The organism is Pseudomonas sp. ANT_H12B, assembly GCF_008369325.1.
Classification (GTDB): Bacteria; Pseudomonadota; Gammaproteobacteria; order Pseudomonadales; family Pseudomonadaceae; genus Aquipseudomonas.
On record NZ_VOBI01000004.1, the window covers coordinates 24,307 to 44,985 of the forward strand.

Genomic DNA, 20,679 nt, shown 5'->3' on the forward strand with positions numbered 1-20,679 from the left:
ATGTCCCGTCGAGTCCTTATCGATCTGCTCTGCCTGGCGACGTTCGCCCTCCTGCCGCTGCTTGCATCGCTGTTGCACGAACCCTTTCTGGTCAGCCTGTTCACGCGCCTGGCGATCTACGGTATGGCCGCGGCCAGCCTGGACCTGCTGATCGGCTATGGCGCGATGATCAGCTTCGGTCATGCGGCGTTCTTTGGCCTTGGCGGCTACATGGTCGGCGTCATCGGTTTTCACACCTCCCAGGCCATGCCGTTGTGGGGCTGGGATGGCTCCAGCAGCGCGCTGATCGTCTGGCCGCTGTCGCTGCTGGTCTGCGCGCTGTTTGCCGCAGTGGTCGGCTATCTGTCACTGCGCACCAGCGGCGTGCAGTTCATCATGATTACCCTGGCGTTCGGCCAGATGCTGTATTTCGTCCTCAGCTCACTGTCGCTGTATGGCGGTGATGACGGCATCCTGCTCAACGAACGCAATACGCTACCGGGGCTGGATATGGAAAATCCGGTGCAGTTCTACTACCTATGCCTGGGGCTGCTGGTGGCGTGGCTGCTGTTCTGCCGGCGGCTGGTCAACTCGCGCTTCGGCTATGTCCTGCGCGGCCTCAAGCAAAGCGAACGGCGCAGCATCAGCCTGGGTTTGCACCCGTTGCGCTACCGGCTGAGCGCCTTCGTCATCGCCGGGGTCGGCGGCGGACTGGCCGGGATCTTGTGGGCCAACTACGCCATGTTCGTCAGCCCGGACATGGGCGCCTGGCACAAGTCCGGCGAGTTGATGGCGATGGTCATTCTCGGCGGTGTTGGCACCCTGCTCGGGCCGATACTCGGCGCGGCGGTATACCTGGGACTGGAGCAGGTGTTGAGCCTGTGGACCGAGCACTGGCTGTTGATCTTCGGCCCGTTGCTGCTGGTGGTGGTGCTGTTCGGCAAAAAAGGTTTGTACGGCCTGCTGCTCAGTCCGTGGCCCCGCTGGCGCAAGGCCCCGGCGCCGGAAAAACCGCCCGTCATCGTCAGCAGCGAGGCACGTTCATGAACCCGCAATTGTCGATCCAGGATCTGCATAAAACCTTTGGCGCGGTCAAGGCCACCAACGGTGCAAGCTTCGATATCGCCCCGGGGGAACTGCACGCCATCATCGGCCCCAACGGCGCCGGCAAGTCGACACTGATTTCGCAGATCGCCGGGGAGATCCGCCCGGACAAGGGGCGAATCTTCCTCAACGGCCAGGACATCACCGACGTGCCCGCCCATCAGCGCCCTCGCCTCGGCCTGGCGCGGGCCTTCCAGGTCAGTCAGCTGTATCCGGAGTTCACCCTGCTGGAAAACGTCGCCGTCGCGATCGCCGCCCGGGAGGGTCAGACCTTCGGCATGTGGAAACCCCTGACCAGTGACCGCCGCCTGCTGGACCCGGCGGCTGACTATCTGCAACGTGTCGGACTCGCGGCACGCGGCCAGGCCTTGGTCAGCGAGTTGTCCCACGGCGAACGGCGGCAGCTGGAAATCGCCCTGGCCCTGGCCCAGGAAGCTTCGGTGCTGTTGCTCGACGAGCCGATGGCTGGAATGGGTGCGGAGGAATCGGCGCGCATGACGCAATTGTTGCTCGAACTCAAGGGCCGCTACGCGATCCTGCTGGTAGAGCACGACATGGACGCCGTGTTCGCCCTGGCCGACCGCATTACCGTGCTGGTCTACGGCCAGACCATCCTGACCGGCAGCGTCGAGCAGATTCGCAACGACCCGCAAGTACGCGCCGCCTACCTGGGAGAAGAACATGCTTGAAGTCAGTGGATTACAGGCCGGCTACGGCCTGAGCCAAGTGCTGTTCGACATGCACTTGAAGATCGAACAGGGCCAGGTGGTATCGCTGATCGGGCGCAACGGCATGGGCAAGACCACCACGATCAAATCGATCATGGGTCTGCTCAAACCCACCGCCGGCAGCGTCTTGATCCACGGTCGGGAAATGCGTGGCGCGCCACCCTACCGCATCGCCCAGGCAGGGCTGGGATTAGTGCCCGAAGGCCGGCGCGGCTTTGGCAGCCTGAGTGTGCGGGAAAACCTGCTGGCCACCGCGACCCGGGGCAAGTGGGACCTGGCACGGATCTACCAGTTGTTTCCACGCTTGCAGGAACGCCAGGACCAGTTGTCAAAAACCCTCTCCGGCGGTGAACAGCAGATGATGGTGGTCGCCCGCGCCCTGCTGACCAACCCGCAATTGCTGATTCTCGACGAGGCCACCGAAGGCCTCGCGCCGATCATTCGCGAAACCATCTGGAGTTGCCTGGCGAACTTGAAAGCCGAGGGCGAGACGATTCTGGTCATCGACAAGAACCTCAAGGAAATGGCGCGGGTGGTCGACTGCCATCACATCATCGAAAAGGGCCGACAGGTGTGGAACGGAACCCCGGCGCAACTGGCCGAAACGCCGGAATTGTCCCGGCGTTACCTGGGGGTCTGAATCATTGGCTGCAGGCCCCCTTCGGGGGAACGGGCTTGTTCAAGGGTGCCCCGGTCGCTTTATTGCAGCGGCGAAAAGCTCGCCGGCAGGTAGATCGTCGAATGCATGTCGCGCAGTTGCGGGCCCGAGTTTTCCGGCGGCCAGACGCCGTCCTGCACGGCGCGGGTGCGCACGTCCAAGCGTTGTTCGAGCGAGGCGTAGGGCCAGATGTGCAGGTAACGCGGCAACTGACCGTCGGTGGCGTAGAAAGCCGCATACACCGGGGAGTATTGCGCGCCGGTTCTTGGCCCTACGGCTTTTTTCCAGCCCTTGAGCGTGGGTGCCAGCCCCGATGACACCAGGTCGTAGACGCGAAGTTCGTAGAACGGCCCGTATCGCCCGGCAGGTAGCGGCTGGATAAAGGGAAACAGCGTGTAGTTTTCCACACGCATGTCCGTCAGATACGCCTCGATGCCAAACGCATCGGCACTCGACAGATAACGTTCGCGCTCAATCTGGCGAGATGCCTCGTCGGCAAAACCGCGCAACACCGCGATCTGGTTCAGCGGGCCGATCTCCGACGCCCAGCAACCCATCAATTTCACGCAGGCGTCATCTGTGGCCAGGCGCTGCTCCAGACAATCCATGGCGGTGGCGACAGTGCGCACACGCACGGTGAACGTGATCAATTCGTACAGCTTCATGACAACCTCGATTCAGGACCAGACAAGTGCGTGGATGACTTTCATCCACGACAAAGAACCGGCGCAGCCGTTGCAGCGCGCCGGTCATGTAACCAGGCCGTGAAGCTGTCGCTATCACACGTCAGCTCCACGCTCAGGACGTTGCCACGCCACCGTTAAAAACCGGCGATAACCCCATCAACTCGAGCTTGCGGGTGAACTCACCCAGCCTTTGCAGTTTGTAGGCCTCCAGGTCAACGTCCTGGTAATCATAAAATCCCTGACCTTCGCGCAGTCCGTTGCGCCCCTGGGCCATATTCTCGGCAATGACCTTGGGCGGCAGGAAGCGTGGATCGATGGCTTCAGCCAGGTAATGCGAGGCATAAAACAGAATGTCGCCGCCGCCCCAGTCGATAAACTCGAGCATTCCCAGCACGGAGAAACGTAGACCGAAACCGACGCGAATTGCGGTGTCGATATCCTCGGCGCTGGCCACCCCCTCCTCGACCATTCGTGCCGCTTCATTCATCGCCAGCGCCTGGATTCTTGGCACGATGTAACCGGCTGCCGGGGAGCATTGCACGGGCACTTTGCCGATTCGCTTGAGCAATGCCATCAGGCGTTGCACCACCTGCGGGCAGGTGTCTTCGCTGCGGCTGACTTCGACCAGCGGCATCAGGAACGCCGGGTTCAGCCAATGGGCATTGACGAAGCGTTGCGGGTGCGTGACCAACGCCGCCAACTGCGTCACCAGGAAGGTCGACGTGGTCGATGCAATCACCGTTTCATCGGCGCACACCGCACTCAGCCAGGCGAAAGTCTGGGCCTTGAGCTCAAGCACTTCAGGCACCGCTTCAAACACGACGGCGGCGCTTTGCAAATCGCCGCCGCTGCCCTCGCGGTCACTCAGGTGTAAATGACTCATCGCGTGCTCGGCTTGCGCCGGTTCGAGTGATCCCAAGCGCACAAGTGTCGCCAGTTCGCCTTGCAAATGGCCCTCGATCTGTCGGAAGTAGCGGTCCTGCGTCGTCTCATCGCGTTGCTTGATATCGATCAGGGTCACCGGCAATCCGGCGAACATGAACGCCAGGGCAATGCCCTCGCCCATACGCCCGGCGCCGACGATGCAGATACGCTGCAGATCGGCGCTCATGCCTGCAATCCCTGGTTCAGGCACTGCGCCATTTCGCTGCGACTCAGTTGATCCAGCCCGAGGTTTTCCAACGTCCGACCCTGGGCATACAGGTCAATGCCACTGACCACCGTGGCCAGGCTCAACAAGCCTTGCGCAACCGGCGTCGGCACGCCGGCCCAGCGCCCGACCGACACCAGAAACGACAAGCCCAGTCGTGTGTCTTCGAGCATGTAGCGGTGCTTTTGCAGGTCAATGTCTTCACGCCAGTCGCCGCTGTCGGTCAGTTTGCCGTGGGCGCCGCGACCATACATCCACTCATCGCCGTCGCTGGCGTAGTGATCGGCCAGAGGGAAATGCGGCGCGCCATAGCCCAGCGCTTCACGAATGGCGATACGCTCGGCGTCGAGGGCATTGGTCACGCGGCGAATCGAAGGCACCGTGCCTTCGTTGTGAATGTCCCAGGTGTCGAAATGTTCGAGGGGACCGGCATTCATCAGGATCAGCGGTGGATGAATGATCGGCCCGGCGTTCATCAGTGCGCCACTGAGGGCATCCTCGATGGGTTCGACGCTGGGGTAAGCCTCGCGCAGTACGGCGAACGCCGACTCGCTCAACCGACTCGGAAAAACCCCGGTCGGCAGACGGGTCGCATAACCGCTGATCACTACCTGATTGTCGCCATGCTTGCGCGCCAGATAGGGCAAGGTGCCGGTTTCGGCGAACGCCACCTCGCTGCGGTTCCCCTCCTTCGCCATCGCCTGGGCGAACACCAGGCTGCCGAAGGTACCCGGCGGCAGGAACACCACTTGCCCGTCGCGCAACAGCGGTGCCAGTTCGGTGGCAAGGGCTTCGTGGGATGTCGACGGCAAGGCAATGACCAACAACTGCGCATCGGCCACCGCCTGTGCCAGGTCCGTCGTCAAGGTCAGCGCATCACCGGGCTGTCCCAGGCTCAGCTGACGTTCGCCACGAAAGTCGCGCACCACCAGATGACCGAGGCCTTGCAGTTTTTCCAGCGCAGCACTGTCCCGGCGCCACAGACGCACTGAATGGCCTTTTTCCGCCAGCTCCATCGCTGCCGCATAGCAACCGTGACCGCCGCCGATAACACTGATATTCATGAATGCACTCCTGTAGAAGAGCCTCGATCCTAGCAACGGCTCCGGCGCCCTACTGCCCGAAACACGCAACTGTCATTCCGATTCTGCAACGCAATAACCTGGTCGTGTGCGGCCACAATCCTTGTGGGACCGAGCCTGCTCGCGAAGGGGCCGGCACATTCAACATTTACATCGCCTGACACTCCGCTTCCGCGAGCGGGCTTGCTCCCACAATGGGTCAGGCGTGTCGACGCGGGAACACGCTGTCGCGGTCAAGATAGTTGAGGTGGGTGCAGCCCATCAGATTCATGGTCCGCGCCAGTTCATCCGTCAGCAGGTCCAGCGCCCGACCAACACCCGCTTCACCCGCCACCGCCACGCCGTACAGGGTGGACCGGCCCAGCAGCACGGCATCGGCGCCAAGGGCGAGCGCTTTGACGATATCGCTGCCACGCCGGATCCCGCCATCGAGCAGCAGGCTGAGTTTGCCCTTCGCCTGGGGGGCGATGGCCGCCAGTGCGTCGAGGCTGCCGAGGGCACCGTCCAATTGACGGCCGCCGTGGTTGGACACCACCACCCCATCGAGCCCCAAGGCGATGGCACGCGCCACATCCGCCGGATGCAACACGCCCTTGAGCAATAGTCGCTCGCCCCATTGGTCACGCAAACGCGCCAGCATGTCCCAGTCGAGCAAGGTGTCCATCTGCTTACCGATAAACGCCATCGACCCCAGAGGATTACGCTCGCTCGGCGGCAAGTAAGGTTCGAGGTTGCCCATGCCGGGCAGACCCGAGGGCCACATCACCTGCTTGAGCCAACGCGGGTGGCGGACCACGTCGAACTTGTTGCGCCAAGCCAACTGTCGCGGCCTGGCGTAACTGCGCCGGTCCCATTCGCGATTGCCCAGCACCATCGCATCACAGGTCAACACCAGGGTCCGGCAACCTACGGCGGCGGCCCGTTGCAGCAAGTCGTTTTGCACCCGAGGGTCGCGCATGGCGTACAACTGAAACCACAGTTCGACCCCAGGCGCCGCCGCGACAAGGTCTTCAAGTGAAGTGTTGGACGCAGTACTCAGGCTGAAGGGCAAGCCACGCGCAGTCGCAGCCCGGGCCAAGTGAATGTCGGCATCGCGGTGCAGCAGGCCGTTGTAGCCCGTCGGCCCGATCAGCATCGGCATTGGCAGCACCCGGCCGAGCAAGGCACGAGAAGTATCGGGAGCATGGCACGGCACCATGGCCCTGGCGTGCAGGCCATATGCACTGAACGCGTCGAGATTATCCTTGAGCGTCAGTTCGACCTCCGCACCGCCGCTGAGGTATTCCCAGACGAAGTAAGGCAATCGTCGCCGGGCCATGTCGGCCAGTTCGGCAATGCTGTGAACACGATTCAAGTCGGAGCCGGTATAGAAACGGCGCATAAGCAGTCCTTGAAGGGTGGGATAAAAACCGCTGCGAAAAAAAACCCGGGAGGAGCGATCCGGGCGAAGACAAACCAGCGTTAAAAAAGTACACGGATGCGCGGGCAGACCCGGAAGCCGCGAACGACTCCCGGGGGGATTTCAGAACTTCCAGGTGTAGGTAGTGACCAAGCGGTTTTCCTGATAATCCGCACCCGACGCACTGCCATTGCCAAAGCGCGTCTTGACGTCGATGCGACGCCATTCGAAACCGACGTCCTTGAGCGGCCCGCTTTGCACCACATAGCCGAGTACGATGTTGCGTTCACTTTCGACGTTCTGGTCAAGGGCATTGTTGCCCCGGTCGACACCCGTGCCGCGCATGTAGCGCGTCATCAGTTTCAGCCCCGGCAAACCGATGCCCGCGAAGTTGTAGTCATAACGCAGTTGCCAGGAGCTTTCGTTCGGTTTGACGAACGCCACCGTCGACCAGTTCACCAGGTAAGGTTGCGGCGCATAGCCGTTGAGCGTCGGGAATGTCGTTTCGCCGAGCATGCGCTGATAGCCGACACCGAAGGCATGGGCGCCCTTTTTCAGGGTCGTCATGACCCCGTAGGACTTGTTGTCAATGTCGCCGTACAGCGCCTTGCCGTCTTCGCTGTTATTGAAGTAACGGAGGTCGGTCTTCAAACCGTAACCGGCGCCCAGATCATGGTTGTAGGTCAAGCCCAGATAGTGTTGCTTATAGATATCTTCCAGCTGACCGAAGAAATACGTACCGGACAAGTTCGGCGTAAACGCATACGTGGCACCACCGAAGTTCAAACCGTCACTGCGGCGTTTAACGTTGGGACCATTGAACAAGTACATCTTCTCGGTATTGGAAGATTCCCGAGAACTGATTTCGGTAAAACGGCCACCAGTCAGCGTCAGATTAGCCACCTCTTTGGACTCGAGCTGCACACCGTGGTAAGTGGTGATCAGTTGCCGCGAATCGTCCATGTAAGCCACCGGCAACGTCGGACGAAGTTCACCGATCTTCAGTTCGGTCTTGTTGTAACGAACTTTCCCGGTGAGCGCTGCACGGCCATAGTCGCGCACTTGCTCACCCTTGCTGGTGTCGTACGGGATGATCGTGTCGGGCCCCCGGCCACCGCCGCCGTCCAGGCGATAGGCATACTGCGCCGAAAGGTCCAGGCCAAACTGCAGCGTGCCTTCGGTGTAACCCGAGATAGCGCGAAAATCGAAACCTTGGGTCCAACTGCCGATCCTTGATTGCGGCGCGTCGTGTTGTTTGAAATCGCGGTCGATATAGAAGTTGCGCATCCCCAGACTGACTTGGCTGTCGTCTACGAAGTCGGCGTGCGCAACCATCGGTGTGAAGATCCCCATCACGGCCGCAGCGGTGACGCCACGGCTTACCCAGCTCTTCTGAAACATCAAACTTTCCTTCTCTTTTTTACATGCACAAAGGCACGACTAGTGGAAGCAGATCAATTCAGCAAAAGTGCAACTTTGGCAGTCAATCCACAGTATTGTTTTTATAACCACTTACTGCAAAAAAGTCGTAACACAGCCATTCGCCAAAACAGCGACAACCGCTTTATAGTTATTTTAAACACTCAACGATTACGGAAAGTCTTATCGTTATCCTCGGGTTGAAACAATATCAGGAAGTTGCTTTTGAGGCATCTCCCAAGCAGTGGTAGGCGCGATTGAAATACACCAGGCCTTCTTGGCTTTCGCCATTGCGGATACCCAACACTTCGCAATAGAAAATCGTGTGCGATCCGACTTCATGAGCCTGGGCGATTCGGCAGTCGAAACTCACCAGTGATTCATCGAGCAGCGGCGCACCGCTTTCCAGAGTGCTCCAGGATGCGCAGGAAAAACGCTGCTCGGTATCGAGGTTACGGTTGGAGAACGCCCCCGATACCTCCTGATGACCCGGGGTCAGCACGTTCACGCTCAACACGCCGTTGCTCTTGAAATGCATGTTGGAAAACGACGAGCGATTCATGCACACCAACAGCGTCGGCGGCTGGTCGGTCACACTGCACACCGCCGAAGCGGTAAAGCCGAAACGCCCCGCGGGGCCATCGGTGGTGATGACCGAGACTGCGCCACCAAGCATTGCCATTGAGTTACGAAATCCAGTTGTATCGACCATGGTCTTACCCTCCGGTCTATCAAATATCCAGCACCAGTTTCTTGGACTTGGCCCGGGAACAGCACACCAGAATCTGGTCATTGGCGGACTTTTCGTCATCCGTGAGATAGACGTCGCGATGATCCGGTTCGCCTTCGATAACGTCGCACAAGCACGTGCCGCAAACGCCTTGCTCACAGGACACTTCAATCTTGATGCCCACGGCTGTCAGTGCATCGACGATGCTCTGGCCCTCGGCAACCTGCACCGTTTTGCCGCTGCGCTGGGCGACCACTTCGAAACCGACACCGGAGGCGTCGACTTCGACCTGGAAGTATTCCCGGTGCACATGATCGTCGGCGTACCCCGCTTCCAGGGCCTGGGCAATGACCCAGTCCATGAAACCGGCCGGCCCGCAGACATACACGTGTACGCCGGCTTGTGGAGTGCCCAGCACGTTTGGCAGGTCGAGTTTCTGTTCGGCGGCTTCGTCGTCAAAGTGGGTGTTCAACCGCGACGCAAACGCAGCGTTACCCAGCTCCTCGAGAAAGGCGCTGCGGCTACGCGAACGACCGCAATAATGCAGTTCGAAATCGCTGTCGCGCGCATTCAGCGCGTAGGCCATGGCGACCATCGGGGTGACGCCGATACCGCCGCCGATCAGGATCGAGCGCTTGGCATCGCTGGCCAGCGGAAAGTGATTGCGCGGCAGGCTGATCTCGATTTCGCGACCTTCTTGCAGCAGTTCATGCACCGCCACCGAACCGCCCCGCGAGGCCGGATCCTTGAGTACGCCCAAGCGATAGGCGCCGGCGTTAGCCGGATCACCGCACAGCGAATACTGGCGAACCAGACCGGTCTTGAGGTGGATATCGACATGCGCACCCGCCTCGAAGGCGGGCAAAGGCTGTCCCGTCGGATCACTCAGATCCAGTACGACAACACCTTCGCCCTGCTCTTCGCGTTTGCGCACGACGACTTTCAATAATTGATCGCTCATACAGGACCATCCCGATTTCGTTGTAAGGAGGCGCATCTGGGCACCCCCGGCTGCTTTTTCAAACCGTGTAACCGTGGCCTCAGCGCATGAAGATCCCGCCGTTCACGTCCCAGGTCGCCCCGGTGGTGAAGTAGGCATCTTCGCTGGCCAGCTGCACGATCAGCTTGCCGATGAACGCGGCGTTACCCAATTGCTTGACCGGGATCGCCTCTATCAGTTTTTCCAGGCGCTCGGGTGGCACGGCGGCGCGCACCGCTGGCGACTCGATAGGGCCCGGTGCGATGGCGTTGACCGTGACACCGGACGCCGCCAGTTCCTTGGCGAAGATCTTGGTCAAGGTGATGATGGCGCCCTTGGACGCGGCGTAATGCGCGCCGGTCGCGGTGCCACCGTTCTGCCCGGCCAGGGAGGCCATGTTGATGATCCGCCCGTAACCCCGGGCCGCCAGATAGCTGCCGAACACCTGGCAGCCGACAAAGGTGCCGCGCTGGTTGACGCTCACAACACGGTCGAACTCTTCCGGGCTGATCTGCATCACCGGCGTGGTCATGGTCATCGCGGCGTTATTCACCACCACCTGCAGTCCGCCCCAATGCGCCACGACGGCCGCCAGAGCGTCTTCGAAATCGGCCTTGCTCGACACGTCGAGCTTGAGCGCCAGAACCCGCTCGCCAGTGGCGTCGAGTTCAGCGGCGGTGGCCTGTGCCGATTCCAGCGAACGGTCGCTGATCACGACCCGGTAACCGGCGTTCAGCAGTTGTTCGGCGATGCTCTTGCCCAGCCCCTGGGCCGCGCCGGTGACCAATGCAACCTGTGTCATGGCAACGTCCTCAGAGGATGTAACCGATACCGGCGAGGGTATCGGTGGAGTTGATCAGTTGAATCAGCTTGCGCTGAATCTTGAAACTGTCGTCGCTGCGCACCAGTTCAAACGTGACATCGGCGGTGTACTGCTTGAGCACATCCTTGCGGAATTCGCGCAGGTTCTGCGCACAGCGCACGGTGACAATCCCGTCTTCATCCGACAGCACGCGAAAGCGCGACTGACTGCGCACGGTGCGCGCCCGCGGGGTGGTCGAAATCGATTCGCCGCTGGTCAAACGGGTGACACGCAACTGACGCATGTGGTGGTCGTCGTAGGCGTAGTTCAGGGTGTTCTCGAAGTCGGTTTCCAGCGGATCGATCGGGATGATGTAGGTCGCGTTCTCGGTCCACAGATCGAGCCATTCGACGAAATCGCCGTGGTCGAGCATGTCCGCTTCCTGCCAAATGAAAGCGCTGACTTGGTTGAGCAATTGCAGGTTGTTCATGGTGTTCTCCGTCACTCAGGCCGACATCATCTTTTTCCACTGCTGGTAACCAGCGCGCATGCCGGTCTCGGCGCTCACATCGCTCACCCGCCCGTCTTCGGATTCCTTTTCACCCGGCAAGCCGCGGTTGAGCATGATCCACAGATCGGTGCCGGCACTGGCGCCACGCTGTACGCGCTCCCAGGCTTCGGAATCGTCCGGAGTGCCAAAACCCATCGGCCCCTGGAAGTGCTCATGCAGACGCAGGCGATAACGGTTGGCCACGGCCGGGCCACCGTCCATGGTGATGACGGCGTGATGGATTTCGGTTTCGTTCACCGCGATCGGTTGCAGCACCCGGAAGAACGCCATGGAGCAGGCGATGTTCGGGAACAGGTTGAGGTTGAAGCCTGAACCACCGACCGCACGCACGATGCGACGGACCGATGCTTCGTCCTGGCCTTCGGCGCGCAACTGCGCGGCCAGGTCTTCGAAACGCTCCGGGATTGGCAGGTCGAGGTTGGCTTCCAGATCGACCAGGTCGGGGATCATCACCATCACGCTGTGGCCGTTGCCGAGGTCTTCGACGTAGCCCGGCCCTTTGACGAAGTCGAACAATTCCAGGGTCTGCTCATCCACGGACGACAGGAACGACTTGTGAACCAGCGGGAAGTGGTAGGCGTCGGTGGTGTTTTCCAGCTGGATCTTCCAGTTACCAGGGAAGCGGAAGCGGTGCTCGCCGCCCACCTTGACCGGGTAGCCGGCGCCCTGCTTCATGAACAGGTCGATCCATTTTTTCGCCGGGCCGAGGTAATCAACCAGCGGCTCGATATCGTCCTTGAAGGTGGCGAAAATCATGCCGTTGTATTCTTCGACACGCAGGCTGACCAAAGGCAGTTCGGCCTTGTCCAGGCAGTCGGCGTAGCTTTCCGGGTGCGGCACACCGCGCAGGCTGCCATCCAGGGCATAGCTCCAGCCGTGATAAGGGCAGACGAAACTGTTGGTCTTGCCCTTCTTGTGCTCGCACACCGTCGCGCCGCGATGGCGACAGCGGTTGAGCAGCACGTGCACATCCTTCTTGCGGTCACGCACGACGATCACCGGCTGTTTGCCGACGTAGGTGCTCTTGTAGCTGCCGGAGTCGGGAATCTCGCTGGCGTGGGCAACCCAGATCCAGGTGCTGTAGAAAATCTTCTCCAGCTCCTCGTCAAAGAGCTTCGCGTCGGTGTACAGCGAAGTGTGGACGCGGTCATGCAAGACCAGGTCGGCCGGACTGGTTTCCAGCGTTACAGTGTTTATCAGGTTATTCACGATTACTCCTCGTCGGCGTGGCCCGCCGACTTTGATAATTCTGGGTATTACTCGCCGGATTTACCGGGTACGGGCAAATGTGCGTCGCTGTTCCAGCTGTCCACCGGACGGCTGAACAGGTTCTCTGTCTGGAAGTGCGACATGCACCATTGCCCTTGCTCCCTGGCGAACCGCACGGTCAGGCGGGCGCTGTTGAGGTGCGAGGCACCCGAGGCAAAGGTCGAGGTCTGCAACATCACCCAACTGGCATCCGCGACATCGCCGCTGACCCGGATCAGTTCCGAGGTCAGGAAGTGCACGTTCAGCGAAAAGTGCGCCGGTTCGATCATGTAGGTCGCAAACATCGCTTTGATCGCTGCGCGCCCGCGGTAACCGCCGAAGCTGTTCTGGTACTTGGCTCCCTTGCCTTCCCAGACCGCCTCGACGGTGAACAATCCGGCCAGTTCGTCGAGCGGGGAATCCACGCCCAGCTCGTCGCACAGGAACATGTAGCGGTTCATGCAGGCGCGGATCGCGTTCTCGCTTTCCAGCTGCTCGAGCCGCTGCTCCAGTGCGCGCAAATGCTCTTGTGATGACATGGCGACTTCTCTCGACTCAGCGCTGGATGATCAGTTCGCGACCGGTACGGGCCTCGACCTTGCAGTACTTCCAGAGTTTGTAAGGGCCATCGCCGACTTCCGTGGTGCGAAACAGATTGCACGCGGCGTGGACGGTTTCGATATCTGGCACATCGGCCAGCAGATAAGTGGTCCAGGGCCAGCCAGCGGACGGGCCAACCATGCTCTGATCGTCGTCCATGTTGCCCAGCACAGTGACGCCCGGCAGGTCGGCGATGCCGTTCCACATGGCGCCGAACGCGGCCCAGACTTCCAGCGCTTCGGGGCGCGGAGCATCGAAAAAGTTTTGGTTGATGCCAATGCAGAACAGGACTCGCAGCGCTTTTTTATCGGTCATGGGGTTCACCAATCAGTAGGAAAAAAATTACAGGTAGCCAGGCAGCGGCTTGTTGCCGAAGAAGATTGCGCCCGCGTTCTGGTAGGTCATGTCGCCCATGAAGGCGTGCTGTGTAATGACTTGGGTGTCGTTGACGAAGCGCGACAGCGGACTGGTGCGGTAGACCCCGCTCATGCCCGAAAGCATTTGCGCGGTGCGCGCAACATCGGCCGCAACGCGGGTGGCGTGGGTCGAGGACAAGCGCAGCATATTGGTCTGTTCGACACTCACCGGATCGCCGGCCAGTACGCTGGCCCAGGCATCGTCGATGGACTGGTAGAACCAAGAACGCGCGGCGCGCAGCGACGCTTCGGCCTTGGCCATCTCGACTTGGGCCAGCGGCCGGTCGGACAACGACGGCGCACCGGTCACGGAGATTCGTCCACTGGCCATGCCGCTCAACTCATCGAGTGCCGCGCGAGCAACGCCGAGGCCGACCACCGACAAGACTTGAGTGGCGAAAGACAGCGACGGGTAGCGGAAGAACGGTTCGTCAAGATTCGACGGACCACCGCGCACGAAGGTCCACTCCTCCGGCACCACTACGCCTTCGACGACCACGTCATGGCTCCCGGTGCCGACCAGGCCAACGACGTTCCAGGTTTCCTCGATCTGCACTTTTTCCCGAGGCATCACCGCCAGGCGTGGCAGACCGAGCATCTCTCCGTTTTTCGGGCTGATGCCCACGCCGATCAGCGAGGCCCCCATGCAGCCACTGGAGAATTTCCAGCGCCCGTTGACCTCCAGGCCACCCTCGACAAAGGATGCAGGCTGCGGTGGGAAGATCCCGCCGGCGAACACCACGTCAGGCGAATCGGCATAGATTTTCTTGATGGTTTCCAGCGGCAGTGCCGCCAGGTAAACCGGGCTCATGCCGAAGCTGGCGACCCAACCGGCGGAGCCGTCGGCGATGGAAATATCTTCGACCATCTGGCAAAACTCGGCCGGCGAACGCTCGTCACCGCCGAAGCGTTTAGGCACCAGGGCCCGATAGACGCCGAGCTTGCGGAACTGCTCGATAACATCCTGAGAGATAAATTTTTGCTGGTCGAATTCTTCGTTCCGCGCACGCGCACGAATCTCGACCAGCAGTTTCTGAAACGCTTCATTCGCGGTGATCGGCACGCAGCGCTGGTGCTTCAGCTCGCTTGGCGCAGTCATGGGTTTCTCCATAGTAAGCATGACGATTACTCTTCCAGGCGCCGAACCAGCTCGCGGGCGACTGCACACAGCAGTTCGTCCGCGCCATGGGCGGCAATAAGTTGAAGGCCTACCGGGAGTCCCGAAGCGCTTTCCAGAGGAATGCTCAGGGCCGGATGACCAGAAAGATTGAAAGCGCGCACCAGGGACGTCATGCCCAGGGCGGCGCGAGTGTCGGCCGCATCGGCGACCAGCAAGGGAAAGTCGGGCATGGTCGGCATGGCCAGAATCGGAGTGATGGCCAGGGCTGCATTCACTTCTGCGGTAAACGCGCGGCGGATGATTTCGGCCTCTTCAACGGACTCGGCAGAGGTCAAACTGGCGGCTCGCAGGCGGTCGGCAACATCGTTACCGACTCGACCGGTTTGCAGAAGATGGCCGCATGCTGCCCAAGTTTCGGCATTAATGACCACCATTCCTGCACCATAAGCCGCCGACATGCCGGGCAGTGATTGCTCGACCAGCGTGAAGCGCGAACGGCCCAGGGCCTGGTTCACCACAGCGTGGATTTGTTCGTCGGCGTGTACCGCGACGACCCCAATAGAAAGATTTCCAGGCACCGATATCGACTGGAATGTCGGGTCGATGACGTGCATCGCGTCGATCAAACAGTCCATATCCCGTGCCAGCGGCCCAACGCAATCGAGGGTGCTGTGCGCCGGCATGACACCCTGACGGCTGACACGCCCGAAGGTTGGCTTGAGACCGAAAACACCACAGCACGCTGCTGGAATCCGCACCGAGCCACCGGTGTCAGTGCCCAACGCAAAGTCGCAAAGCCCCGCCGCCACTGCAGCCGCCGAACCACTGGAAGAGCCACCGGGGATGTGACCCGGATAGCGCGGATTGGACGCTGTGCCGGTCCAGGCGTTGAGGCCGGTGGTGCCAAATGCCAATTCATGAAGACTGGTTTTACCGGTGATCTGGCAGCCCGCATCCAAAACAGCCTGAACCACTTGTGCATGTTCGTCGGCTGCCGGTGCATCGGCCAGTGCGTGGCTTGAAGCACGGGTCGGGTAGCCCGCGATATCGATGGTGTCTTTCACCATGACCGAAAGACCACTCCCCCCTAAGGCTAAATCCTCGACAACGATCGACATGCTCTTTACCTGCTCGTTATGTGTCACCAGAACGGATGCCCTCGGCACGAAGGCCGGGGTGAATGCTTAAATCTAAAATCGTAATATTTACGTGAAATGTCAATTGAATTTTACCAAATAAAATAGTGTGTATTTTCGGTGCAACTTTCAGCCGAACGCACCGATGACGTGCAATTTGGTAACACCACAGCACAAGCCGCGCAAATACCAATATTTTGATAAATACGTTAATTATCAATTAGTTATTACATATTTAAGCGAATACGATCGACGAAACATTTCGCAAAACTCATGGCTGAAGATTGCGCAGATATAAAAATAAAAAAATAAATACACAGTAAAAAATGGCGTGAATAACACATAAAAAAATCGCTATTTATTGATGTTTTTTAAGTTGTTTTTTTGTCATTTTTTCCCTTCCTTGATCCAGATCAAGGCCTTATTCGGTATGGCGTGGTGGGTATTTTTCGCCCGCCTGAAATCATCCCTGCCAGGCCATCGCAACGCCTTGGCCGGATCGTCTTGTAATGCGTCGGCTGAAAGTCTGCGGTAACGGCGTTTTGCCATCTTTGGAAAATTTTCTGGCATGCAATCTGCTTTTGCCCTGGTTGCCTTCGATCGATTACTCATGATCGACCGGTACCCACGCGCTCGGTAACACGTCATGGGGTGCCGCAGCAGTTCGCCAAATAAAAACAGGGCCGTACCTTGGGCCGTACTCGCATCACATCGTGATCGGGGCGGCTGGCCATTAGCCTTTTGCAGCGTTGCAACTCTTCGGAGAAAGTCATGCTTTTCAGAAAAGCCGTGTCCACGTTGTTGTTGAGTGCCGCCTGCGCCGCCGCCGCGCAGGCTGAAGTGAAAATCGGTGTCATTACCTCCTCCACCGGGCCGATCGCACTGGTCGGGCTGCCACAGAAAAACACCGTACCCTTGCTGCCGACCCAGGCCGGCGACCAGGCGGTGAAGTACATTTCTCTGGATGATGCGAGCGACCCGACCGCTACAGTGAAGGCGTTGAAAAAGCTGATCGACGAAGAAAATGTCGATGCCATCATCGGCCCGAGCGGTTCGCCTAACGCCATGGGCGTGATCCAGTTCGTCGCCGAGGCTGGGGTGCCGTTGCTGGCACCGGTTGGCACCGCCGCGGTGGTGCTGCCCATGACCGAGCAGAAGAAATGGGTGTTCAAGACCACGCAGAACGATGACCTGATCGCCAAGGCGCTGTTCGAACACATGGCCAAAAAAGGCGTCAAGACGCTCGGCTTTATGGGCACCAGCGACCCCTATGGCGAGAACTGGTCCAAGGTCATGGCCGGCCTGGCAGCGCAGCAAAACATCAAAGTCGTGGCCAACGAGCGCTTCCAGCGCCAGGACACTTCGGTCACCGGACAGAGCCTGAAAATTCTCGCCGCCCGTCCTGACGCGGTGCTGGTCGCAGCGCCGGGGAGCTCGGCCGTGATGCCGCAGACCACCCTGTTCGATCAGGGCTATCGAGGTCAGGTCTACCAGACCCACGGCGCGGCACTGCAGGACTTTCTCAAGCTGGGCGGCAAGAAAGTCGAGGGCACCATCCTCGCTGCCAGCCTGATGCTGGTACTCGATGAAATCCCGGACAGCCACCCCTCGAAGAAAATCGCCAGCGACTACACCGCAGCCTACGAAAAGCTCAACGGCAGCAAACCGGCGACCTTCGGCGGTAACACTTTCGATGCCGGCCTGCTGTTACAGCAGGCGATCCCGATTGCGGCCAAGAAAGCCGCCCCCGGCACCCCCGAGTTCCGTGCAGCCCTACGTGATGCGCTTGAGCAAAGCCACGAACTGGCCGGCACCCAAGGTGTTTACAACATGACGCCGCAAGACCACAGCGGATTCGACGAACGCGGTCGCGAATTGATCGTGGTCAAGAACGGCAACTGGATGCTGTTGCACGACAACTGATCGAAACCCGGACGCACAGCCCGCTGCGCGCCCTGCCCGATTGCCGGCGAGTCGATCTGCGCCGGCAGGCGGGCCTGATATTCAATCTGTAGAAAAGAGCTCTCATTATGAATTTCCAGATAGCCTTGCTGCTGGGCCAGGACGGTATGACCAACGGCGCGATCTATGCGCTGTTGGCCCTGTCGATCCTCCTGGTGTTCACCGTGACCCGGATCCTGTTGATCCCCCAGGGTGAATTCGTGACCTACGGCGCCTTGACCATGGCCACTTTGCAGAGTGGACACCCGACTGCTCTGGTCTGGCTGCTGCTCGGCCTGACGCTGATCGATTGCGCACTCGATGTGTGGGGTGCGGCACGTTCGAGCCAGGCGTTCCGTTTTCCCAAACGCATTCTCGTCAAGCTCGGCTATGCCGGGCTGATGGCCGTGCTGATCAATACCTTGCCGCTGGCCGATTTGCCAATGGCGGTCCAGGCGCTGCTGACACTGGCGTTGGTGGTTCCGCTGGGGCCGCAGATCTATCGTCTGGTGTTCCAGCCGATCGCCTCGGCCAGTTCGTTGGTCCTGCTGATTGTGTCGATAGCCGTGCACGTCAGCATGGTCGGTATTGCGCTGTTGCTGTTCGGCCCTGAAGGCGCCCGCACCCGACCGTTCTCCGAAGCCGGCCTGGAACTTGGCCCGGTCACCTTTAACAGCCAGACACTCTGGGTACTGGCGGTGTCCCTGGGGCTGATCGTCGGGCTGTACCTGTTCTTCGAGCGCACGCTCTATGGCAAGGCCTTGCGTGCCACCGCGGTCAACCGCATGGGCGCCCGGCTGATGGGTATTTCGCCGACCCTCGCGGGCAAGTCGACCTTCCTGCTCGCCGCGCTGATCGGCACGCTGTCGGGGATCCTGATCGCACCAATCACCACGCTGTATTTCGATTCCGGTTTCGTCATCAGCCTCAAAGGCTTTGTTGGCGCGATCATCGGCGGGCTGGTCAGCTATCCGGTCGCCGCGCTCGGCGCTCTGGCGGTGGGCCTGATCGAAGCATTCTCAATGTTCTGGGCCAGTACCTATAAAGAAATCATCGTGTTCACTCTCATTATTCCGTTCCTGCTTTGGCGTTCGTTCACCAGTCGTCATGTGGAGGAAGAAGAATGAATCCGCGCTACCTGTTGCTTGCCCTGCTGCTGGTGGTGGGCGTCGCGCCGCTGCTGCTGCCGCCGTACTACGTCACCCTGCTCAACTATATCGGCATGTACGCCCTGGTGGTGTTGGGGCTGGTGCTGCTCACTGGCGTTGGCGGCATGACCAGTTTCGGTCAGGCCGCGTTCGTCGGGCTCGGCGCCTATACATCAGCCTACCTGACCACCACCGAACAATTGCCGGCCTGGCTGGCCTGGGCCGGGACGTCGCCCTGGCTGACGCTGCTGGTGGGCGTCGTGCTCACTGCCGCGGTGGCGCTGATTCTCGGCGCACTGACGCTCAAGCTGTCCGGGCATTACTTGCCGCTGGGCACGATTGCCTGGGGACTTTCGCTGTACTACCTGTTCGGCACCGTGGAATCCCTGGGCGGCCATACCGGCGTCGGTGGTTTGCCCTCGATTTCGTTGTTCGGCCTGAAGCTGGATAAAGGCGAGAACATTTTCTACCTGATCTGGGCCCTGCTGCTGGTGGCCATCGTCATCACTCAGAACCTCCTGAACTCCCGCGAAGGCCGCGCCATTCGCGCACTCAAGGGCGGCCAGGTAATGGCCGAGTCGATGGGGGTCAACACCTTCCGCTCGAAGATGGTGATCTTTGTCATCTCGGCGGTTTTCGCGGCAATTTCCGGCTGGCTCTACGCGCACACTCAACGCTTCGTCAACCCGACGCCATTCGGCTTGAACATGGGCATCGACTACCTGTTCATGGCCTTGATCGGCGGTGTCGGCAGCGTTTGGGGCGCCCTGCTCGGCGCGGGCATCCTGACCCTGCTCAAACAGTGGTTGCAGGACTGGTTGCCGCTGCTGCTGGGTAACACCGGCAACTACGAAATCATCGTGTTCGGCATCCTGATCGTGGTCCTGATGCAGCGTGCGCCCGGTGGTCTGTGGCCACTGCTGACGCGCCTGATACCTGCCCGCTTCAGGGTGCGCGCCAAGGTGCAGAACATCGACGCCAGCGCGGCGCCTCTGCCGCGTCGGCAACTGCCCATACATGGCGAGCTGATCCTTGAAGCCCGGCACGTGACCAAGCGCTTCGGCGGTCTGGTGGCCAACAACGACATGAGCCTGGAAATCCGCTCCGGTGAAATCCTCGCTCTGATCGGCCCCAACGGTGCCGGCAAGAGCACCATGTTCAACCAGCTCTCCGGTGTCGATACACCGACCTCCGGCGACGTGCTGTTCATGGGCCAGATGATCAACGGCCTAAACTCGCGGCAAGTGGCGCGTATGGGCATTAGTCGTACCTTCCAGCACGTGAAACTGCTCGGCAACATGAGCGTGCTGGAGAACGTCGCCATTGGCGCTCATTTGCGTGGCAAGCAGGGCGTGCTGTCGGCGGCCCTGCACCTGGATCGTCGCGAGGAAGCCGAGCTGCTCAGCGAAGCCAAGCGTCAGCTGGAGCGCGTAGGCCTCGGTGACTATCTGTATGAAGAGGCCGGAAGCCTGGCCCTCGGCCAGCAGCGGCTCCTGGAAATCGCCCGCGCGTTGTGCGCCGATCCGTGCCTGCTGCTGCTCGACGAACCCGCGGCCGGTCTGCGCCTGAAAGAAAAGGAAGCCCTTGGCATCCTGCTCAGCCGCCTGCGCAGCGAAGGCATGGCGATTCTGCTGGTCGAGCACGACATGGACTTCGTCATGGGCCTGGTCGATCGCGTAGTGGTGATGGAGTTCGGCCAGCGGATCGCCCAGGGCCTGCCCGAAGACGTACAGAAGGATCCGGCGGTACTGGAAGCCTATCTGGGAGGAGTTGAATGATGAAC

General features: G+C 60.3%; 21 protein-coding genes. 6 read left to right on the forward strand and 15 right to left on the reverse strand.

The genetic code is table 11. The features are described from left to right. The 3 genes from FQ185_RS07610 to FQ185_RS07620 are packed head-to-tail and all read left to right on the forward strand — an operon-like array spanning window position 1 to window position 2,451. Window positions 1–1,026, forward strand: a complete 1,026-nt coding sequence (locus FQ185_RS07610) for a branched-chain amino acid ABC transporter permease (protein ID WP_149416979.1) — start codon at window positions 1–3, stop codon at window positions 1,024–1,026. After that, window positions 1,023–1,772, forward strand: coding sequence for an ABC transporter ATP-binding protein (locus tag FQ185_RS07615; protein WP_149416980.1), 750 nt, complete (start codon window positions 1,023–1,025; stop codon window positions 1,770–1,772). The genes FQ185_RS07610 and FQ185_RS07615 overlap by 4 nt, the downstream gene beginning before the upstream one ends. After that, the gene (locus FQ185_RS07620; protein ID WP_149416981.1) at window positions 1,765–2,451 is read left to right on the forward strand and encodes an ABC transporter ATP-binding protein; all 687 of its coding nucleotides are present in this window, start codon (window positions 1,765–1,767) and stop codon (window positions 2,449–2,451) included. Before FQ185_RS07615 ends, FQ185_RS07620 begins: the two co-directional genes overlap by 8 nt. A 59-nt stretch (window positions 2,452–2,510) precedes the next feature. On the opposite strand, the gene FQ185_RS07625 is transcribed toward FQ185_RS07620, so the two are convergent. From FQ185_RS07625 to FQ185_RS07695, 15 genes are all read right to left on the reverse strand, one after another. Then, window positions 2,511–3,134: an NIPSNAP family protein gene (locus FQ185_RS07625; protein WP_149416982.1), complete on the reverse strand. Its 624-nt coding sequence runs from the start codon at window positions 3,132–3,134 to the stop codon at window positions 2,511–2,513. 133 nt (window positions 3,135–3,267) lie between these two features. Then, window positions 3,268–4,266, reverse strand: coding sequence for a 3-hydroxybutyryl-CoA dehydrogenase (locus tag FQ185_RS07630; RefSeq protein ID WP_149416983.1), 999 nt, complete (start codon window positions 4,264–4,266; stop codon window positions 3,268–3,270). Continuing rightward, window positions 4,263–5,369, reverse strand: a complete 1,107-nt coding sequence (locus tag FQ185_RS07635; RefSeq protein ID WP_149416984.1) for an NAD/NADP-dependent octopine/nopaline dehydrogenase family protein — start codon at window positions 5,367–5,369, stop codon at window positions 4,263–4,265. The genes FQ185_RS07630 and FQ185_RS07635 overlap by 4 nt, the downstream gene beginning before the upstream one ends. A gap of 217 nt (window positions 5,370–5,586) precedes the next feature. After that, complete coding sequence (locus FQ185_RS07640) at window positions 5,587–6,768, reverse strand: alpha-hydroxy acid oxidase (protein WP_149416985.1); 1,182 nt, start codon at window positions 6,766–6,768, stop codon at window positions 5,587–5,589. 141 nt (window positions 6,769–6,909) lie between these two features. Then, window positions 6,910–8,187, reverse strand: coding sequence for an OprD family porin (locus FQ185_RS07645; RefSeq protein ID WP_149416986.1), 1,278 nt, complete (start codon window positions 8,185–8,187; stop codon window positions 6,910–6,912). 229 nt (window positions 8,188–8,416) lie between these two features. Continuing rightward, window positions 8,417–8,917, reverse strand: coding sequence for a flavin reductase (locus tag FQ185_RS07650; RefSeq protein ID WP_149416987.1), 501 nt, complete (start codon window positions 8,915–8,917; stop codon window positions 8,417–8,419). A 19-nt stretch (window positions 8,918–8,936) separates the two neighbouring features. Further along, a complete protein-coding gene (locus FQ185_RS07655) occupies window positions 8,937–9,896 on the reverse strand; it encodes a PDR/VanB family oxidoreductase (protein ID WP_149416988.1) in 960 nt (319 codons plus the stop codon). 79 nt (window positions 9,897–9,975) lie between these two features. Continuing rightward, the gene (locus tag FQ185_RS07660; RefSeq protein ID WP_149416989.1) at window positions 9,976–10,716 is read right to left on the reverse strand and encodes an SDR family NAD(P)-dependent oxidoreductase; all 741 of its coding nucleotides are present in this window, start codon (window positions 10,714–10,716) and stop codon (window positions 9,976–9,978) included. Window positions 10,717–10,726: 10 nt separating this feature from the next. Then, window positions 10,727–11,206 carry an aromatic-ring-hydroxylating dioxygenase subunit beta gene (locus FQ185_RS07665; RefSeq protein WP_149416990.1) on the reverse strand — a complete coding sequence of 160 codons (480 nt, stop codon included), beginning with the start codon at window positions 11,204–11,206 and terminating at the stop codon, window positions 10,727–10,729. A gap of 15 nt (window positions 11,207–11,221) precedes the next feature. Further along, complete coding sequence (locus tag FQ185_RS07670; protein ID WP_149416991.1) at window positions 11,222–12,496, reverse strand: Rieske 2Fe-2S domain-containing protein; 1,275 nt, start codon at window positions 12,494–12,496, stop codon at window positions 11,222–11,224. Window positions 12,497–12,543: 47 nt separating this feature from the next. Next, window positions 12,544–13,074 carry a nuclear transport factor 2 family protein gene (locus FQ185_RS07675; RefSeq protein ID WP_149416992.1) on the reverse strand — a complete coding sequence of 177 codons (531 nt, stop codon included), beginning with the start codon at window positions 13,072–13,074 and terminating at the stop codon, window positions 12,544–12,546. A 16-nt stretch (window positions 13,075–13,090) separates the two neighbouring features. Then, window positions 13,091–13,450 (reverse strand): IacB protein, encoded by a 360-nt coding sequence (locus FQ185_RS07680; RefSeq protein WP_138965562.1) that lies wholly within the window; start codon window positions 13,448–13,450, stop codon window positions 13,091–13,093. 27 nt (window positions 13,451–13,477) lie between these two features. Beyond that, a complete protein-coding gene (locus FQ185_RS07685; RefSeq protein WP_149416993.1) occupies window positions 13,478–14,650 on the reverse strand; it encodes an acyl-CoA dehydrogenase family protein in 1,173 nt (390 codons plus the stop codon). A 26-nt stretch (window positions 14,651–14,676) separates the two neighbouring features. Continuing rightward, complete coding sequence (locus tag FQ185_RS07690) at window positions 14,677–15,789, reverse strand: amidase (RefSeq protein ID WP_149416994.1); 1,113 nt, start codon at window positions 15,787–15,789, stop codon at window positions 14,677–14,679. A 405-nt stretch (window positions 15,790–16,194) separates the two neighbouring features. Further along, window positions 16,195–16,419, reverse strand: coding sequence for a hypothetical protein (locus FQ185_RS07695; protein WP_149416995.1), 225 nt, complete (start codon window positions 16,417–16,419; stop codon window positions 16,195–16,197). Window positions 16,420–16,578: 159 nt separating this feature from the next. Here FQ185_RS07695 and FQ185_RS07700 point away from each other — a divergent pair, with 159 nt between their 5' ends. The 3 genes from FQ185_RS07700 (at window position 16,579) to FQ185_RS07710 (ending at window position 20,674) form a co-directional block, all read left to right on the forward strand. Continuing rightward, on the forward strand, window positions 16,579–17,730 hold the full coding sequence (locus tag FQ185_RS07700; RefSeq protein ID WP_149416996.1) for an ABC transporter substrate-binding protein: 1,152 nt from the start codon (window positions 16,579–16,581) through the stop codon (window positions 17,728–17,730). A gap of 107 nt (window positions 17,731–17,837) precedes the next feature. Continuing rightward, on the forward strand, window positions 17,838–18,875 hold the full coding sequence (locus tag FQ185_RS07705) for a branched-chain amino acid ABC transporter permease (protein ID WP_149416997.1): 1,038 nt from the start codon (window positions 17,838–17,840) through the stop codon (window positions 18,873–18,875). After that, window positions 18,872–20,674, forward strand: a complete 1,803-nt coding sequence (locus tag FQ185_RS07710; RefSeq protein ID WP_149416998.1) for an ATP-binding cassette domain-containing protein — start codon at window positions 18,872–18,874, stop codon at window positions 20,672–20,674. Before FQ185_RS07705 ends, FQ185_RS07710 begins: the two co-directional genes overlap by 4 nt. Window positions 20,675–20,679: the final 5 nt, after the last annotated feature.

Bases quoted from the DNA above. Each gene is read 5' to 3' on its own strand.
- FQ185_RS07610 (WP_149416979.1), top strand. From the start codon at position 1: ATGTCCCGTCGAGTCCTTATCGATCTGCTCTGCCTGGCGACGTTCGCC.
- FQ185_RS07615 (WP_149416980.1), top strand. From the start codon at position 1,023: ATGAACCCGCAATTGTCGATCCAGGATCTGCATAAAACCTTTGGCGCG.
- FQ185_RS07620 (WP_149416981.1), top strand. From the start codon at position 1,765: ATGCTTGAAGTCAGTGGATTACAGGCCGGCTACGGCCTGAGCCAAGTG.
- FQ185_RS07625 (WP_149416982.1), bottom strand. From the start codon at position 3,134: ATGAAGCTGTACGAATTGATCACGTTCACCGTGCGTGTGCGCACTGTC.
- FQ185_RS07630 (WP_149416983.1), bottom strand. From the start codon at position 4,266: ATGAGCGCCGATCTGCAGCGTATCTGCATCGTCGGCGCCGGGCGTATG.
- FQ185_RS07635 (WP_149416984.1), bottom strand. From the start codon at position 5,369: ATGAATATCAGTGTTATCGGCGGCGGTCACGGTTGCTATGCGGCAGCG.
- FQ185_RS07640 (WP_149416985.1), bottom strand. From the start codon at position 6,768: ATGCGCCGTTTCTATACCGGCTCCGACTTGAATCGTGTTCACAGCATT.
- FQ185_RS07645 (WP_149416986.1), bottom strand. From the start codon at position 8,187: ATGTTTCAGAAGAGCTGGGTAAGCCGTGGCGTCACCGCTGCGGCCGTG.
- FQ185_RS07650 (WP_149416987.1), bottom strand. From the start codon at position 8,917: ATGGTCGATACAACTGGATTTCGTAACTCAATGGCAATGCTTGGTGGC.
- FQ185_RS07655 (WP_149416988.1), bottom strand. From the start codon at position 9,896: ATGAGCGATCAATTATTGAAAGTCGTCGTGCGCAAACGCGAAGAGCAG.
- FQ185_RS07660 (WP_149416989.1), bottom strand. From the start codon at position 10,716: ATGACACAGGTTGCATTGGTCACCGGCGCGGCCCAGGGGCTGGGCAAG.
- FQ185_RS07665 (WP_149416990.1), bottom strand. From the start codon at position 11,206: ATGAACAACCTGCAATTGCTCAACCAAGTCAGCGCTTTCATTTGGCAG.
- FQ185_RS07675 (WP_149416992.1), bottom strand. From the start codon at position 13,074: ATGTCATCACAAGAGCATTTGCGCGCACTGGAGCAGCGGCTCGAGCAG.
- FQ185_RS07680 (WP_138965562.1), bottom strand. From the start codon at position 13,450: ATGACCGATAAAAAAGCGCTGCGAGTCCTGTTCTGCATTGGCATCAAC.
- FQ185_RS07685 (WP_149416993.1), bottom strand. From the start codon at position 14,650: ATGACTGCGCCAAGCGAGCTGAAGCACCAGCGCTGCGTGCCGATCACC.
- FQ185_RS07690 (WP_149416994.1), bottom strand. From the start codon at position 15,789: ATGTCGATCGTTGTCGAGGATTTAGCCTTAGGGGGGAGTGGTCTTTCG.
- FQ185_RS07695 (WP_149416995.1), bottom strand. From the start codon at position 16,419: ATGAGTAATCGATCGAAGGCAACCAGGGCAAAAGCAGATTGCATGCCA.
- FQ185_RS07700 (WP_149416996.1), top strand. From the start codon at position 16,579: ATGCTTTTCAGAAAAGCCGTGTCCACGTTGTTGTTGAGTGCCGCCTGC.
- FQ185_RS07705 (WP_149416997.1), top strand. From the start codon at position 17,838: ATGAATTTCCAGATAGCCTTGCTGCTGGGCCAGGACGGTATGACCAAC.
- FQ185_RS07710 (WP_149416998.1), top strand. From the start codon at position 18,872: ATGAATCCGCGCTACCTGTTGCTTGCCCTGCTGCTGGTGGTGGGCGTC.